Origin of the sequence: Enterococcus sp. C57, from assembly GCF_040887305.1 — a bacterium.
Lineage (GTDB): Bacteria > Bacillota > Bacilli > Lactobacillales > Enterococcaceae > Enterococcus_B > Enterococcus_B hirae.
Map to the genome: position 1 here is coordinate 405805 of NZ_JBFOFP010000001.1, position 16268 is coordinate 422072.

The 16268-nt window shown below is 37.6% G+C and carries 11 protein-coding genes; 9 read left to right on the plus strand and 2 right to left on the minus strand.

Annotation, left to right across the window (positions count from 1 at the left end):
- Window positions 1–196 precede the first annotated feature (196 nt).
- Complete coding sequence (locus AB5M32_RS01835; protein ID WP_063626840.1) at window positions 197–916, plus strand: YebC/PmpR family DNA-binding transcriptional regulator; 720 nt, start codon at window positions 197–199, stop codon at window positions 914–916.
- A gap of 296 nt (window positions 917–1212) precedes the next feature.
- A complete protein-coding gene (locus AB5M32_RS01840; RefSeq protein WP_010719653.1) occupies window positions 1213–1851 on the plus strand; it encodes a hypothetical protein in 639 nt (212 codons plus the stop codon).
- Window positions 1852–1962: 111 nt separating this feature from the next.
- Here AB5M32_RS01840 and helD read toward each other — a convergent pair whose 3' ends face one another.
- A complete protein-coding gene (gene helD, locus AB5M32_RS01845; RefSeq protein WP_368024261.1) occupies window positions 1963–4242 on the minus strand; it encodes an RNA polymerase recycling motor HelD in 2280 nt (759 codons plus the stop codon).
- 198 nt (window positions 4243–4440) lie between these two features.
- Here helD and AB5M32_RS01850 point away from each other — a divergent pair, with 198 nt between their 5' ends.
- The 6 genes from AB5M32_RS01850 (at window position 4441) to AB5M32_RS01875 (ending at window position 13546) form a co-directional block, all read left to right on the plus strand.
- Complete coding sequence (locus AB5M32_RS01850; RefSeq protein ID WP_010719651.1) at window positions 4441–6234, plus strand: heavy metal translocating P-type ATPase; 1794 nt, start codon at window positions 4441–4443, stop codon at window positions 6232–6234.
- Window positions 6235–6347: 113 nt separating this feature from the next.
- Complete coding sequence (locus AB5M32_RS01855) at window positions 6348–6527, plus strand: 2-hydroxymuconate tautomerase (RefSeq protein WP_002287649.1); 180 nt, start codon at window positions 6348–6350, stop codon at window positions 6525–6527.
- Window positions 6528–6853: 326 nt separating this feature from the next.
- Window positions 6854–8794 (plus strand): threonine--tRNA ligase, encoded by a 1941-nt coding sequence (thrS, locus tag AB5M32_RS01860; RefSeq protein ID WP_034700539.1) that lies wholly within the window; start codon window positions 6854–6856, stop codon window positions 8792–8794.
- 274 nt (window positions 8795–9068) lie between these two features.
- On the plus strand, window positions 9069–9923 hold the full coding sequence (locus AB5M32_RS01865) for a hypothetical protein (protein WP_178286491.1): 855 nt from the start codon (window positions 9069–9071) through the stop codon (window positions 9921–9923).
- A gap of 361 nt (window positions 9924–10284) precedes the next feature.
- The gene (locus AB5M32_RS01870) at window positions 10285–11133 is read left to right on the plus strand and encodes a MurR/RpiR family transcriptional regulator (protein ID WP_010719648.1); all 849 of its coding nucleotides are present in this window, start codon (window positions 10285–10287) and stop codon (window positions 11131–11133) included.
- Window positions 11134–11392: 259 nt separating this feature from the next.
- Window positions 11393–13546: a penicillin-binding protein 2 gene (locus AB5M32_RS01875; RefSeq protein WP_010738122.1), complete on the plus strand. Its 2154-nt coding sequence runs from the start codon at window positions 11393–11395 to the stop codon at window positions 13544–13546.
- Between the two features lie 71 nt (window positions 13547–13617).
- Here AB5M32_RS01875 and AB5M32_RS01880 read toward each other — a convergent pair whose 3' ends face one another.
- A complete protein-coding gene (locus AB5M32_RS01880) occupies window positions 13618–14427 on the minus strand; it encodes a Cof-type HAD-IIB family hydrolase (RefSeq protein WP_010738121.1) in 810 nt (269 codons plus the stop codon).
- A 310-nt stretch (window positions 14428–14737) separates the two neighbouring features.
- Between AB5M32_RS01880 and AB5M32_RS01885 the strand changes: the two genes are divergently transcribed.
- Window positions 14738–16174, plus strand: a complete 1437-nt coding sequence (locus AB5M32_RS01885) for an NCS2 family permease (RefSeq protein ID WP_178286489.1) — start codon at window positions 14738–14740, stop codon at window positions 16172–16174.
- Window positions 16175–16268 lie beyond the last annotated feature (94 nt).

Consider the following 16268-nt stretch of genomic DNA (forward strand, 5'->3'; position numbering starts at 1 on the left):
TTTGTCTAGCTTGTTGAGTAGCTATTCCAAGAGACGACTATAATCGATCATACAAGGAAACACCTCCCTAAAAAATGACTAGATTTAGAAAAAATACTTCACAGAATCCAGATTCACAAGTATAATGGAACAGGACGTTTTTGTGCTTAACCACTATCAGAAATGAACGATCAAAATTAGAAAGCGAAGTGAGAATATGGGACGTAAATGGGCAAACATCGTAGCGAAAAAAACCGCAAAAGATGCAAATAATAGCCGAGTTTATGCAAAATTCGGGATTGAAATCTATGCAGCAGCAAAATCAGGTGATCCAGACCCACACGCTAACCAAAAACTACGTTTCGTCATTGAACGCGCGAAAACTTATAATGTACCTAAACATATTATTGACCGTGCAATTGAAAAAGCAAAAGGTGCGGGAGATGAAACTTATTCTGAATTACGTTATGAGGGATTCGGACCAAATGGCTCAATGGTCATCGTTGATACCTTAACAAACAACGTGAACCGTACAGCTGCTGATGTACGTGCTGCTTTTGGTAAAAACGGCGGAAATATGGGTGTTTCTGGAGCTGTTTCTTACATGTTCGACAATACAGCGATTTTTGGTTTTGCCGGCGAAGATGCAGATGAGATCCTTGAATATTTGATGGATAAAGAGATTGATGTACGTGATGTCATGGAAGAAGATGGACAAATCATCGTTTATGGTGAAGTTGCTGATTTCCATAGTATCCAAGAAGCATTGAAAGAAAAAGGAATCACTGATTTTTCAATTGCTGAGATCCAAATGATTCCTCAAAATGAAGTGACACTTTCACCAGAAGACCAAGAAACATTTGAAAAAATGATTGATGCGTTGGAAGAGTTGGAAGATGTTCAACATGTTTTCCATAATGTAGCATTGGAAGACTAAACGATAAAAACGAATGAAGGTTGTGAAAGCATTGGATAGCTTTCGACTTGCGATTTATCCGTTTTTCGTTTTTACACCTGCTAAATAGTCTGGGACAATTCGTCTCTCAGACTATTTTTTTACGCTTAAAAGAAGATCATTCGTTCTGAAAAAACAGTAGTTTATGACGAATCAATGATTTTATCTTTTTTTCGTATGTTTTATTTTTTATTCTGTTTCGTCCTGTGTTATTATTGATATAGACGTATTATTGGAAAAATGATACATAGGAATGTGGATGTAGGCGGGGAAATTTTATGGAAGCAAAAATTAGTTTAGAGCCTTTTGAACGTATTTTAAGCGGTTACCAAAAGATCGAAGAGTTAGCTGTGAATATCACGGACTGTTCAAAATTAGCAAAAAAATATGCCCATTATGGTGTAGAAGGTTATCGTTTAGGAAATTACGTAGGTACTGGTTACCTTAATCGCTATTTGGAATGTATGGTTGATCGCGTCCCCATGTTGATTTACAAAAGAAATTATTTAATCCCTTTACTTTTTAGACGTTCAGATTCAACCTTTCGATTATTTGAAGAAAATTATCGTATGGAAGCTTTCTTTCGTTTGTTAGAATGGAGCTTAAAACATCAACCAACAAAAATCTTAATTGAAAAAAATGAAAAATATGATTCTAAAAAAGTAAAAGTGATCGACAGTGCTTATCTAGCTTTTCGTTTATCAGAGATCCTTGATAGTGGAGGCTATCCGATCAGTAACTTCCGATCAATCGAACAGTTTATTGATTGGAATCGAATTTATCGGCTGATAGATAACGGGGGGATTGGGCGTCATAGTAAAGTCTTTGATCCTGAGTATCCTGAAAATATAGAAGAATTGCGAATGATTATTTCATTAGTTAAATTAAAGTATCCAGATACTGAATCATTTGTTTAAAAGGCGAGGTTGTGACTAAGTGGTTAGCTTCTTATTCTTGAAGCTACTTCTTTAACACCGTTTATTAAGAATAAAGGGCTGTGACAAAAATTTTGTCACAACCCTTTATTTTTATATATTGATAGTGGTATATAATGCTGGGTCCATGGATTCAATCAAAGGACTTTCAGATTCAGAAGTAACTAAAACGAGTTCGTGCATGGCTCTTGTACACATGGTGTAAAGAACTAATTGATCTTGGTTAGTGGCAAAGTTTGTATCATCGATTCCCCATAAGAAAACGCGATCAAACTCGAGCCCTTTTGCCAAGAATGCTGGTAGTAGGACGATTTGTCGTTTCATAAAATCTGTTTCATCAGAAATCAATTGGACACGATCTTTTAAGTATTCGGGCAACTGTTCATAGAGTTGTTCACACTCAGTCTGTGTTTTACCAATGATTGCGGTACGCCAGTAACGGGTATTTTCTTGAGTCGTTTCAAGCGTAGTTTTTAACCAATTTAATCGTTCTTCTAAGGAGGAACCTTTCACGATAGAAGGAAGCGTACCTTTGCGAGCCGTCGTTTCTACTTGATTTTCCTCAGTAAGAAAATGATTCGCAAAATCCGTGATCTCTTTTGTTGAACGATAGCTGGTCGTTAACTGGAAGTGTGTGATTTCTTGGTCTTTAAATAGTTGATCCAAAGAGCCAGTAATCGTTTCATTGCCGAAAACATTTTGATTTAGATCGCCACAAAAAGTGAGATTAGCTTTTGGATAGATCGCTTGTAAAAGAGCTACCTGAGCGGGAGCGAAATCTTGCATTTCATCGATAAAGATATAGCGAGCTTTTTGCATCACAGACACTGGATGGATGCGACGCATCAGCAAGAAGAATAATACTGCATCTTCTTGTCGTAGTTCTCGTTGACGAAGCTTCTCTTTTAATAAGGCTGAATGATCGTTCCACATCGTTGCGCTAATGTCATTTTTAGCCAACAGCGCCTGAGGTACGGTTTGTAAAAAGTGAAGGTATTGTTTGGTCAAATTGACAAATTGAAACTGATTGATTCCGCGGTAGATTCGACGGAATCTTTTCTTCACGATTTGATTCGCTAGTTTTTTCCGTAAAGACTGTTCTTTTTGCTCCGTATACTCAAGGTTCGGATCATTCGCATATAAGTCTTGCAATTGTTCTTCTGCTAATTCTTTGACCCATTTTTGACGCATTTCATCTTTTTGGAGTCCACCCAATTTTTTTAATAATTTTGTTTGCAACAAGGAGAGACGTTGATGTAACGGTAAGAGTTCATTGGTTTCTTGATACCATTTGCGGATCGATTCTTTTGCTAAAATCGTCCGACCGTTAATTTTCATATCTCTAAACAAGGGACCAAAACCAGTAATATGATCGATATAACGATCAATCTGATGGATTAGTTGAAGACCGCTTTTGAAGGTTTGGATCGGGTCCTTGTCTCCAGATAAAAAACCAACTTCTTGTTGCTCTTCTTCTAACAATGAAAATTCAGGTAATAACTGTTCCAAATAAGACTTGAAGGTTTGCGTAGGTACACCACTTTCACCTAAAGAAGGCAAAACAGTCGAAATATAGTCAGAGAAAAGATGATTAGGAGAAAAAAGTAAAACGTTCTCGGCATCTAACCATTTTCGATTGTGATAAAGTAAAAAGGCGATCCGTTGTAATAAAGCGGATGTTTTTCCACTACCAGCGATTCCTTCGATCAACATCACTTGACTTGTTGTATCACGAATAATGGCATTTTGGGCTTTTTGGATCGTAGAGACGATATTTTTCATATGCGCACTTGAGGCATCGTCTAGGATCTCTAGTAAGAAATCATCGTTGATCACTTCAGAAGTATCCACCATCGAAATAATTTTTCCATCTAAGATTTTAAACTGACGTTTCAGCAGTAATTCAACATTGATTTTTTCAGTATCTGTTTCATAGAAGGCTGGTCCAATTTCCCCTTCGTAATAAAGGTTAGCAATTGGGGCACGCCAGTCGATTACGATTGTTTCTTCAGAGAGATCTCTTAAAGAAGCGATTCCTAGATAAAGTGTCTCTGCATCTGTTTCTTCTTTAAAATCGATTCGGGCAAAGTAAGGGTTGTCTTCCATAACTGTTAACGTTTGGAGCCTTTTTTGCTGCGATTCAAGCGTATGGTATTTTAAAAGCAATTCTTGCTCATGTTGGCGGTATTCGACAGCTGATTCATAAAAGGATTCATTAGACCCACCTCTGATTTTATGGCTGGCGGTGTCTTTCGTAGAATCTTGCATCTCTTGGGTAAGAGATTGTTGTTTAGTGTTTAATAGCTTTTGTTCAAGCTGGATCAACTGAATGGTTTCATCCACGTGTTGTTGTTCTAGTTGTCTTTCATTCATTGCGTATATTACTCCTTCCGCCGTAAATAACGAATTAAAAGTATAGCACAAAAAGTGAGAAAAAGGTATCTTTGACTATTCGTTTGAAGGAAAGTGAAAGAAGAAAATCAATGAGAGTGAGAGTTGTTTTCAGTTAAGTGTAAATAGTTTTCATTCTAGTTCTAAGTCAGTATCCTAAAATTGTAGGGAGTGAACAATATGACACATTTTAAAAAATTTTCAATCACCGTTTTGATTGGAATGACGGCACTTATTTGCGAATTTATTTTTAAACGACCCACACTTGCATTTCTGATTATCGCGATCACGGGTGGTATTTTGGCTTTCTTTATGTTTATTGAGATGATTAAAACATTACGTTCAGGTAAATATGGTGTGGACATTCTTGCTATCACAGCGATTGTTGCGACATTAGTGGTAGGAGAGTACTGGGCCAGTTTGATGATCCTGATCATGTTGACTGGCGGAGACAGTTTGGAAGACTATGCCAATAAAAAAGCTAGTCGAGAATTGCAAACGTTATTGGACAATACACCACGCACAGCGCATCAATTGATGAATGACCAATTGAAAGATATTCCAGTAGAAGCTGTTGAGATCAATGATTTGTTAGTGGTGAAACCAGGAGAATTAGTGCCCGTTGACGGAAAAGTAGTGAAAGGTGAGTCGCAATTTGATGAGTCTTCATTAACGGGTGAAGCCAAACTTGTATTAAAAAAAGCAGGCGATGAACTGATGTCTGGCTCAGTCAATGGGGACGGTTCCGTTCAAATGATCGTTGAAAGAAGAGCAGCTGATAGTCAATACCAACAAATTATTAAATTGGTCGAAGAATCAAAAGAAAAACCAGCTCATTTTGTTCGCTTAGCGGATCGCTATGCGGTGCCTTTTACATTGATCGCTTATTTGATCGGAGGTATTTCCTGGTGGGTCACGAAGAATCCTGTTCGTTTCGCAGAAGTTCTCGTTGTTGCTTCACCTTGTCCTTTGATTTTAGCTGCACCGATTGCCTTAGTGGCAGGAATGAGTCGTTCAAGTAAAAACGGAATCGTCATCAAAACAGGAACTGCTGTGGAAAAATTAGCACGAACCAAGACAGTTGCATTTGATAAAACGGGTACCATCACTAAAGGGGTCCTCGAAGTAGCAAGTATTCATCCAGAAGCTGGTGTAACATCAGAAACGCTCTTGGTCTATGCGGCAAGTGCCGAACAAGAATCAAGTCATATCTTAGCCCGATCACTAGTCCATGAAGTCGATAACGAAAAGTTATTGCCAGTGAATGAATTAAAAGAGATCACGGGGCAAGGAATACAAGCTAGAGTAGATGGACATTTCGTTAAAGTTGGCAGAGCTTCATTTGTCGGTGCCAAAGAAAGCCAATCTACTAAAACAGCTATCTATGTTGCAATTGATGACCATTTTTCGGGTACGATCTTATTTTCAGACGTGCTGCGTCCAGAAGCACAAGCAACGATTGAACAATTGAAAACAATGGGTGTAGCGGATTTGATGATGATCACAGGGGATGGACCGGCTATCGCTGAATCAATTGCAAAGGAGGTTGGGCTCACGGCTGTTCATGCTCGTTGTTTGCCGCAGGACAAATTGAATATCCTTGAGAGTATTCCCGAAAGTGAACGTCCCGTAACGATGGTGGGCGATGGGGTCAACGATGCTCCAGCTTTGACGATCGCAGATGTTGGAATAGCCATGGGCGCACACGGATCAACGGCAGCTAGCGAAAGTGCTGATGCGGTGATACTAAAAGATGATTTGACAAAAGTTGCTACTGCTATAACGATTTCCAGAGATACGATGAAAGTAGCGAAACAATCTGTTTTAATCGGTATTTTTATTTGTGTTTTTTTAATGCTGGTTGCTAGTACGGGTGTAATCCCCGCTTTGTTTGGAGCGGTTCTCCAAGAAGTGGTAGACACTGTTTCGATTTTAAGTGCGTTGCGGGCTAAAAATGAGCGATCCCACACGTAACATCAGAAAAGACCTTTTCTCTTTGCTTTTTTTGCGGTATGATCATAGCATAGAAGAAGGGTTGAAAAGACCACTTACATTTAAGATAGCAATTATTAAAAGGAGACGAGACAATGCCATTTGTACACGTAGAACTAGTTGAAGGACGTAGTCCAGAACAATTAGAAAATATGATGAAAGATATTACAGAAGCTGTTCATAAAAATACCCAAGCACCAAAAGAACATATCCATGTGATTATCAATGAAATGAAAAAAGGCACTTATGGTGTAAATGGTGAATGGAAAAAATAAGTCACACCCACACTTGATTTTTCTTTTTATTAGTGGTTAAATAAACACATAGTTGATTGATGAGAAAGACAACTGAATTTGAGAGTCTTCGATAAGAGAGGAAAAGCCAGGCTGAAACTTTTCCAGAAGAAAACCAAAGGATGACCACTTTCGAAACCTTTGTTGAAACAAAGGCGGTCGTACCGTTATAACGCTCAAGGAACGTGTAAACGTTCGAAATTAGGTGGAACCACGAATCTTTCGTCCTAGTATCTCTTTTATGAGGTGCTGGGACTTTTTTATTGGTGTCAACTCATTCAATCAAAAAATCAAAGGAGGCTATTTTAATGATAAAAATTACTTTTCCAGATGGCGCAGTGAAAGAGTTTGATGCGGGAATCACGACTGCTGAGATTGCTGCAGGTATTTCTAAAAGTTTAGCTAAAAAAGCATTAGCCGGTAAAGTGAACGGTCAATTGATTGACTTGAATCGTGGCATCGAAGAAGATGCATCAATCGAGATCGTTACACCTGACCACGAAGATGCATTAGCATTGGTACGTCACTCAACCGCACACTTGATGGCACAAGCTATGAGACGCTTGTACCCAAATATCCATTTCGGTGTCGGACCAGCAATCGATTCAGGATTTTACTATGACACAGACAACGGTGAAAACCAAATCAGTGCCGAAGATCTTCCAGCAATCGAAGCAGAAATGATGAAAATCGTGAAAGAAAACTTACCGATCGAACGTAAAGTTCTTTCTAAAGAAGAAGCTCTGGAAATCTTTGCAAGTGATCCTTATAAAGTAGAATTGATCAGTGAATTACCAGATGAGGAAGTAATCACTGCTTATCAACAAGGAGAATTTATTGATTTATGCCGTGGACCACATGTCCCATCAACCGGTCGTATCCAAGTCTTCAAACTATTATCTGTAGCTGGAGCTTACTGGCGTGGAAATTCAAACAATCAAATGATGCAACGTGTCTATGGGACAGCATTCTTTGATAAAAAAGACTTAAAAGAATTTATTCGTCTACGTGAAGAAGCAAAAGAAAGAGACCACCGTAAATTAGGAAAAGAACTAGATCTATTTATGGTATCACCACAAGTTGGCTCAGGCTTACCATTCTGGTTACCTAAAGGTGCAACGATTCGTCGAACAATTGAACGTTATATCGTTGATAAAGAAATCAGCTTAGGTTACCAACATGTCTACACACCAATCATGGGAGATGTAGAATTGTATAAAACATCAGGTCACTGGGATCATTACCAAGAAGACATGTTCCCACCAATGGATATGGGTGATGGTGAAATGTTAGTTCTTCGTCCGATGAACTGTCCGCATCATATGATGGTCTATAAAAATGCGATCCATTCCTACCGTGAATTACCAATCCGTATCGCTGAACTAGGCATGATGCACCGTTACGAAAAATCAGGTGCGCTATCAGGTTTACAGCGTGTTCGTGAAATGACATTGAACGATGGGCATACCTTTGTACGTCCTGATCAAATCAAAGATGAGTTCAAACGTACGTTGGAATTGATGGTCGCAGTTTACGCTGACTTCAATATTACAGACTATCGTTTCCGTTTGAGCTATCGCGATCCGAATAACACGGATAAATATTTTGATGATGATGCTATGTGGGAAAAAGCGCAAGTGATGTTAAAAGCCGCAATGGATGAATTGGAATTGGATTACTTCGAAGCAGAAGGAGAAGCTGCTTTCTATGGTCCAAAATTGGATGTTCAGGTCAAAACAGCTTTAGGAACAGAAGAAACATTATCAACGATCCAATTAGACTTCTTGCTTCCAGAACGCTTTGATTTAACTTATGTTGGTGAAGATGGCGAAAATACACATCGTCCAGTAGTTATCCACCGTGGGATCGTTTCAACGATGGAACGTTTTGTTGCTTATTTAACTGAAGTTTACAAAGGAGCTTTCCCAACTTGGTTAGCACCGATCCAAGCAACGATCATTCCTGTTTCAGTTGAAGCGCATAGTGACTATGCTTATGAAATCAAGGAACGTCTACAAATGAAAGGTCTACGTGTCGAAGTAGATGACCGCAATGAAAAAATGGGTTATAAGATTCGTGCATCACAAACACAAAAAATACCATATCAACTAGTCGTTGGTGATAAAGAAGTGGCTGATGCAACGGTCAATATTCGCCGATATGGTAGCAAAGAAACTTCGGTAGAAGATCTCAACATGTTCGTTGATGCGATGGTTGCTGAAGTCCAAAATTATAGTAGACAAGGTTAATTTCAATAGTTGGAAAAGTGACCTGACTACCCTAGAATGTAAGATCAAACCGATGGTGTCGAAAATCGAAAACGATTTTTGATACCATCGGTTTTTTACTAAGCGAATTGTTACGCTTCTCCCATATCTTTTTAAGAGTTAAAGCTAAAGCGTGCAATTTGAAACAACAAAGCGATAATGAGAATCTTTTTTTCTGAAATTACGAAAAGATGAATAAGCAAGCCTTTCATCTTATGCTATTATTAGGTTGAAAAGGAAAAAAGGAGGGCTGAAAATGAAAACTTTTTTTACAAATAAAAGGCTAAATAAAAAAGGAAATAACGTAGCTCAAAATGAGTTAAGCGAGCAAACAAACGAAATGCAGTCAAAACAAGCCAATCGTAAAAAAAAGAACTTAGCAGTAAATTTAATCGTAAAAATTGAACATGCGATTAAACAAAGGAGTCAACATAAATCCACGAATCAAAAAAATTCGAAGTCCGTTGGTCCCGCTAAACGAATGTTGGAATTGATTAGGCGAGATTTTTCTATGCTTGAGAAAGTACTAAATAATACTTACCAAGAAATCCATAAGCTTGACCGCTCTTTCAGAACAAAAATGATCAGTTACATAAGAAACGATCGGAAAAGAATGGCAACAAAAATTCGTGCGTTCAAAACAACTTTGATTCCTCATAAAAGTAATTTTACGAATCAAATCGAAATAGCTCCTCGTGCTAAGACTGAAATGGAGAATATTTTACCTATAACGAAAATCAAAATGAAACAAAGGAATGAAGAGCAGACTAAACTTGGTCTCAGAAAAAATTTGTTTAAGCAGTTTTTCAACCGACTGTTATATTCCAATAGCCAAAAAATGCGGAATCAAGACCTAAACAAAATAGTAGTAGAAAAAATACAGCAAGAAAAATATGAACAAAAACAAGTGTTGTTAACAATGAAACAAATATTAGCAAGATCGACAAATAGAAATGATATGCCAGAACAACTTTTCAGTCGATCAATACAACCATTCGAGAATACTAAAGAAGAAAGACTAGCACACATAAGTGAGAAAATCCAAAATGCTATGAACTTCTCAACTTCTAGGAATCAATTAGGAACAGCACATGCGGAACACCAACTCTAAAAGTTCTGTCATGACATCATTTATAAATTAGAGTTAAATACTCGTGACTTCTATCAAGAGTATTCAACGTGAGACAACAAAATTTTCATGATAAAGGGTGCAACTATCATATGAATGATAGGATAACCAGGAGCTGCAATCGTCCATTCTTCTTGAAAAATTAATCTTTTATCTAAGAGTCCAAGGCTTGCCTTGGGCTCTATTGCTGTAGCCGAACCTCATCAATTATTTTTTAGCCTCATACTTTTTCTCCAACATTTATTTACAGATGATGACAAAATTTTCTTGTCAGACGTCACGATCTTATTAGTGGGATATGGTATACTTAGCTAGACTGGAAGAGAAAAAGGAAGTGAGACAAATGAGCGTTATTAGCCGTATTGAGAGCATGATGGAGGAGTATTCTTCAACTGAAAAAAAGCTCGCTGATTATATCATCAAAAATGTAGAAAAAATTCCCACGATGACTGCGAACGAGTTAGCAGAAGCTGCTGGGTTAAGTGCGCCCACAGTTGTCCGATTTTCCAAAAAAATTGGGTTTCAAAGTTTGACTGACTTCAAAATAAATATTTCGACCGAGTTACAAACCGGTATCGTTGAAGGCTTCAGTGATATTCATCCAAACGAATCATTTTATTCGATCAAACACATTTTGGGAAATAATGCGCAAGTGGCAATCAAAGAAACGGTGGACATTTTAAATGAAGAAAAAATTCAAGAAGTGGTTGAGACCCTGGAAAGTGCTGAAACAGTCTTTTTATATGGCGTGGGCGCTTCATCTTTAGTGGTGGAAGACATTTTGCAAAAATGGTCTAGAGTAGGCAAACCCATTATTTTTGAAAAAGATATCCATGTTTTACTTCCTCAATTAGTAAGCAATGAAACCAAAAAAGTATTATGGTTAGTCTCCAATTCTGGTAGTAGCGCGGATGTCGTAGCAGTTGGAGAAATCGCAAAAGATTTAGGCATTGAGGTAATTGCTTTAACGCAATTTGGAAATAATCCTTTAAGTAAGTTGGCGGATGTTGTTGTACAAACCTCACGTCCAAAGGAAATAACCAATCGAAGCGCTGCTACAAATTCTTTGCTGGCTCAGTTTGTTACTATCGATATTATTTTTTATTTATATATGACAAAGAATGAACAGTTGAAGGAAAAAGTTCGTGAAACCAGACAAGTAATTAAAGGATACTTTGGTTCAAAACGGTAAGAGCATTATAAAAAGTTTTCCACAGTAAAAATATCATTTGTTGTGTTTCACGATAAGAAAATGATAAATTAAATAAAAAACTTTATTTTTTAAAGGTTTGAATTGTTTGGAAACTTGACACGATTTTATCCTGTGAAACAAAAAAAGAATATCAACTTGAAATAAGTTAAAGAATTTATTAGTGATTTTCGTTTCTTCTTTTTTATTTCAAGAAATTTAGGTACAATGAAACATAACAGTAAGTAGGAAAAAGATAGGAATGATGAGAGAGTTTATGAAAAAACTATTAAACAATTCATGGATGGATAAATTGAAAAAAGGTGCACAAGAGCCGAAAAACAAAACATTTCGACGTTCACATGTCCCTTTTCGGTTGAATTTTCTTTTTTTCATCATATTTACATTATTCGTCGCATTGATTGCACGATTAGGTTATCTACAAATCGTTAATGGCGAAGCAATGGAAGCCAAAGTGAAATCATCATCGACACTAACGATCCAAACCAGTTCTCCGAGGGGGATGATTTACGATTCGACAGGTAAACCATTGGTGACGAACCAAGCGAATCAAGCAATTACTTTCACCAGAGGAACAAAAATGACGGCAGAGGATCTGCTTAAAGTAGCGACAAGACTAAATCAATTAATCAATGTGCCAGTTGATGAAAATTTAACTGAACGAGATAAAAAAGACTTTTGGTTAGCTGATCCTAAGCATTTGAAAGAAGCAACGGAACGCTTAACAGCAAAGGAAAAACAACTTGATTCCAGCGATCAATACAAAGCGTTAGTTGATAAAGTAACCGATAGTGAAATCAACTTCAATGAAGAACAATTAAAAATCGCGACGATTTTTAAACGCATGAATAGTGCGTATGAGTTGAACACGGTATTTATCAAAAATTCAGGTGTGACTGATCAAGAATTAGCGGTTGTTTCCGAACATGCTTCAGAACTACCTGGAGTATCCACAGGAACCGACTGGACACGTCAATACACGGCTGCTGACTCAATCAAAAGTATTTTAGGTAGTGTGACAACAGAAAAACAAGGTTTACCAGCTGATGAAGTAGATGAATACTTAGCTAAAGGCTATTCTCGTAATGATCGTGTGGGACAAAGTTACCTTGAAAAGCAATATGAAGATGTTTTACAAGGAACAAAAACCCAATATGAAGTAACCCTCGATAGTAATGGGAATGTAACGAATCAAAAAGAAATCTTTGCTGGTGAAAAAGGGTCCAACCTCATGTTGTCTCTTAACGCTGATTTCCAAGCCAAAGTCGAAAATATCTTAAAGACAAACTACCAAAAATTAGTGGATAGTGGAAAAGCAACTTATTCGCCAGGGGCGTATGCAGTAGCGATGAATCCACAAACCGGTGAGATATTGGCTATGACAGGATTTAGCCACCAAGAAGGGTCCAAAGAGTTGACAGAAAATGCTTTGGGGAATATTACTAGCGCCTTTACTCCAGGGTCAGTAGTCAAAGCAGGTACGTTAACTGCTGGTTGGCAAACGAATGTGATCTCAGGTAACCAAGTGTTAGTCGATGAGCCAATCAAATTACAAGGCTCTTCTGAAAAGAGTTCGGTCTTTAATCGAAGCGGGCGTATTGCAATCAATGCAGTCAAAGCACTTGAACTATCATCGAATACGTATATGATCAAAGTTGCGTTGAAAATGCTGGGATTGGAATATACACCAAATATGGGACTTCCTTCACTAAATGAAGAGTCAAAAGCCTATGAAGAATTACGTAAAGCGTTCAAACAGTTTGGTTTAGGAACAAAAACTGGGATTGATCTACCAAATGAATCACCAGGGATTTCTCGTTCTGTTGATTTTATGAAGAAATTTAATGCAGATAATGGTGCTCAATGGTACACACCAGGTAACTTTACTGACTTAGCTTTTGGTCAGTTTGATACCTATACACCGATCCAATTAGCGCAATACGCTTCAACTGTAGCCAATGGTGGTAAGAGAATCCAACCTCGTTTAGTCAAGGGAATCTATGGAAATGATGAAAATGGGAACCTTGGTCCGGTGAAAAAAGAGCTGGAAACAAAAGTCGAAGATACCGTTGATATTTCTCCAGCTGATATGTCGATCCTTCGTGAAGGATTCCATCAAGTTGTTCATGGAACAGATGCGTATACGACAGCTAAACCTTTAGCTAGTGCAAAAATGGATTTGTCTGCTAAGACTGGTACAGCCGAAACTGTAGCTGAAGGTCATCCAGATATTACCACAGTAAATAGTAATATCGTGGCCTATGGTCCGAGTGATAACCCACAAATTGCAATTAGTGTCGTTCTACCGAACTTATTAGATGAAAAAGATCATATGAATCTAGTCATTGCAAAAGAAATCATGGACACTTACTACGATATGTTCATGGCAAAATAAAAAGACCAACAACTAAAAAGACCGTTCCAGAGAAATACAATTTGTTTTCTCTGGAACGGTCTTTTTTGATTTTAAAGGGCTAATAAGTCTTCTAAATACGTAGCTAAGCCATCTTCTTGGTTGGTGTGTTCAGTGACATCGTTAGCAACGCCTTTTAATTGATCGGTACCATTTTTCATTGCAACTCCCCAGCCAGCATATTCTAATAGTTCCAAATCGTTATGTTCGTCACCAAAAGCAATGACATCTTTTTGATCGATATCAAGGTAATTGGCAATGCGATGAACGCCTTTGGCTTTTTCAATTCCTTTAGAAACGATTTCTAAAATGGCCATTGGTCCTCCCCAAGTACGAACATCAACAAAATTACCGAATTGACGGGTTAATTCAGCTGAAACTTGTTCAGCATAGCATTTTTCTGTTCGAACCAGTAAAGAGGTTGGATCAGTTGTCAGATTTTTAGGCGATAATAAATTTTGAGGGCTAGGATTTGATGCAGCAAAAATTTTTTCATCAAAAAAATCAAAGCTGTCAATAAAATAAGTTTCACGATTTTCTGCAGCAATGAAATCTAAATTCAATTGGCGTTTTTGAGCTAAAATCTCGAATACGATGCGTTTATCGATCGAGGTTTCTTTTTCATGAGCCCAATATTGATTAGGGATATGTACTAAAGCACCGTTAAAGTTGACCATCGGTGTAGACAATCCTAATTGCTGATAATAATGATAACTCATTCGGAAGGGGCGCCCAGTAGCAATACTGACATGGTGACCAGCGTTAATCGCTTTTTTTAATGTTTCTTCAGTTTTTGAAGTAATGATTGAATCCGGATTTAAAGTTGTTCCGTCTAAATCAATGGCAATGAGCTTTCTATTCAAAAATGTCATTCCTTTCAATGCTAGTATGTGTTTCAGTCTAGCACATATATTTTTTTTAACAAGGTGCAAATGTAAGGGAAAAAGAAGTCTTTTTTAAATTAAAGAGAACGGATACATTTTGTTCAATAACCATTTATAAGGTAAAACACGAACATTAAGCATTTTTTTATTGCTTTTTTTAATGATTTTATTGAAAAGCGAACGAACTATAATTATAATCAATAATTGTTCGACGTAAACGGAATAATTGACTTATTTTATTTTATTATTTGATTTTACGTCAAAAAAATTCAGGGAGTGGAAATTTTTTATGGAAAAGTTTTTCCAATTAAAGAAAAATAAGACAAATGTACCAACAGAAATCATGGCTGGGGTTACGACATTCTTTGCAATGAGTTATATCTTATTTGTAAATCCAACCATTTTGTCAGCATCAGGGATGCCTTTTCAGGCAGTGTTCTTAGCAACAATCATCGCTTCGATCATTGGTACTTTGGTAATGGGGTTGTTTGCAAATGTACCGTATGCGCAAGCACCTGGAATGGGATTAAATGCCTTTTTTACTTTTACAGTAGTTTTTGGATTAGGTTATTCTTGGCAACAAGCTTTAGCGATGGTCTTTATTTGTGGGATGGTCAACATTTTTATTACTGTGACCAAAATACGAAAATTGATCATTCATTCCATTCCTGAAAGTCTACAACATGCGATTGGAGGCGGGATCGGGATCTTTGTCGCTTATGTTGGGATCAAAAATGCAGGATTTCTCTCTTTTTCAGCTGATCAGGCAGCAATCACTAGTTCGGTGGTTGACGGAGGCAAGGCAACGAATGTCACAATCAATGGTGGGATCGTTCCAGCTTTAGCCAACTTCAATAATGCACCGATTTTATTAGCTGTAATCGGTTTGATTTTAACAGCGATCCTGGTGGTAAAAAATGTTCGTGGTGCGATGTTGATCGGGATCGTGGCAACCACTGTCTTAGGGATTATGATGGGGGTTGTTGATTTAAGTACGATTGATTGGCAAGCCAATTCATTAGGAAGTTCATTCAAAGAATTAGGCACGACTTTTGGTGCTGCTTTTGGACCAGAGGGGATGCAATCATTATTTAGTGATTCTTCAAAGATTCCACAAGTAATCATGACGATCATTGCGTTTAGTTTATCGGATACATTTGATACGATTGGGACGTTCATCGGAACAGGTCGCCGTACGGGGATCTTCTCAAAAGAAGATGAAGAAGCATTAGAAGATGGCAAAGGTTTCAAGACAAAAATGGATAAAGCGCTCTTTGCCGATGCCATTGCGACATCTGTAGGAGCAATCTTTGGGACATCAAATACGACGACTTATGTAGAATCTGCTGCAGGTATCGGTGCTGGTGGACGAACAGGTTTGACCTCAGTAGTGGTTGCAGTCTTATTTGCATTAAGTAGTTTCTTTTCACCATTGATTTCTATCGTTCCAACTCAAGCAACTGCACCTGCATTGATTTTAGTTGGTGTGATGATGATGGCTTCATTCACAGATATCAATTGGCTTGACCTGGAAGAAGCACTACCAGCATTCTTTGCTTCAATCTTTATGGGATTATGTTATAGCATCTCTTATGGGATTGCTGTCGGCTTCATTTTTTACACGATCGTCAAAGTAATCAAAGGGAAATTCAAAGAAATTTCAATCCCATTATGGATCGTTGTGGTCTTGTTTATCCTTAACTTTATTATTTTAGCAACGATGTAAACCAGCCCAACTGGTAGCTGAACTATTTTCTTAAAGAACCAGCTAAAAAGTCAGGAAACAGCAACATGAGTAAGTTTACAATAAAAAGTAGCAC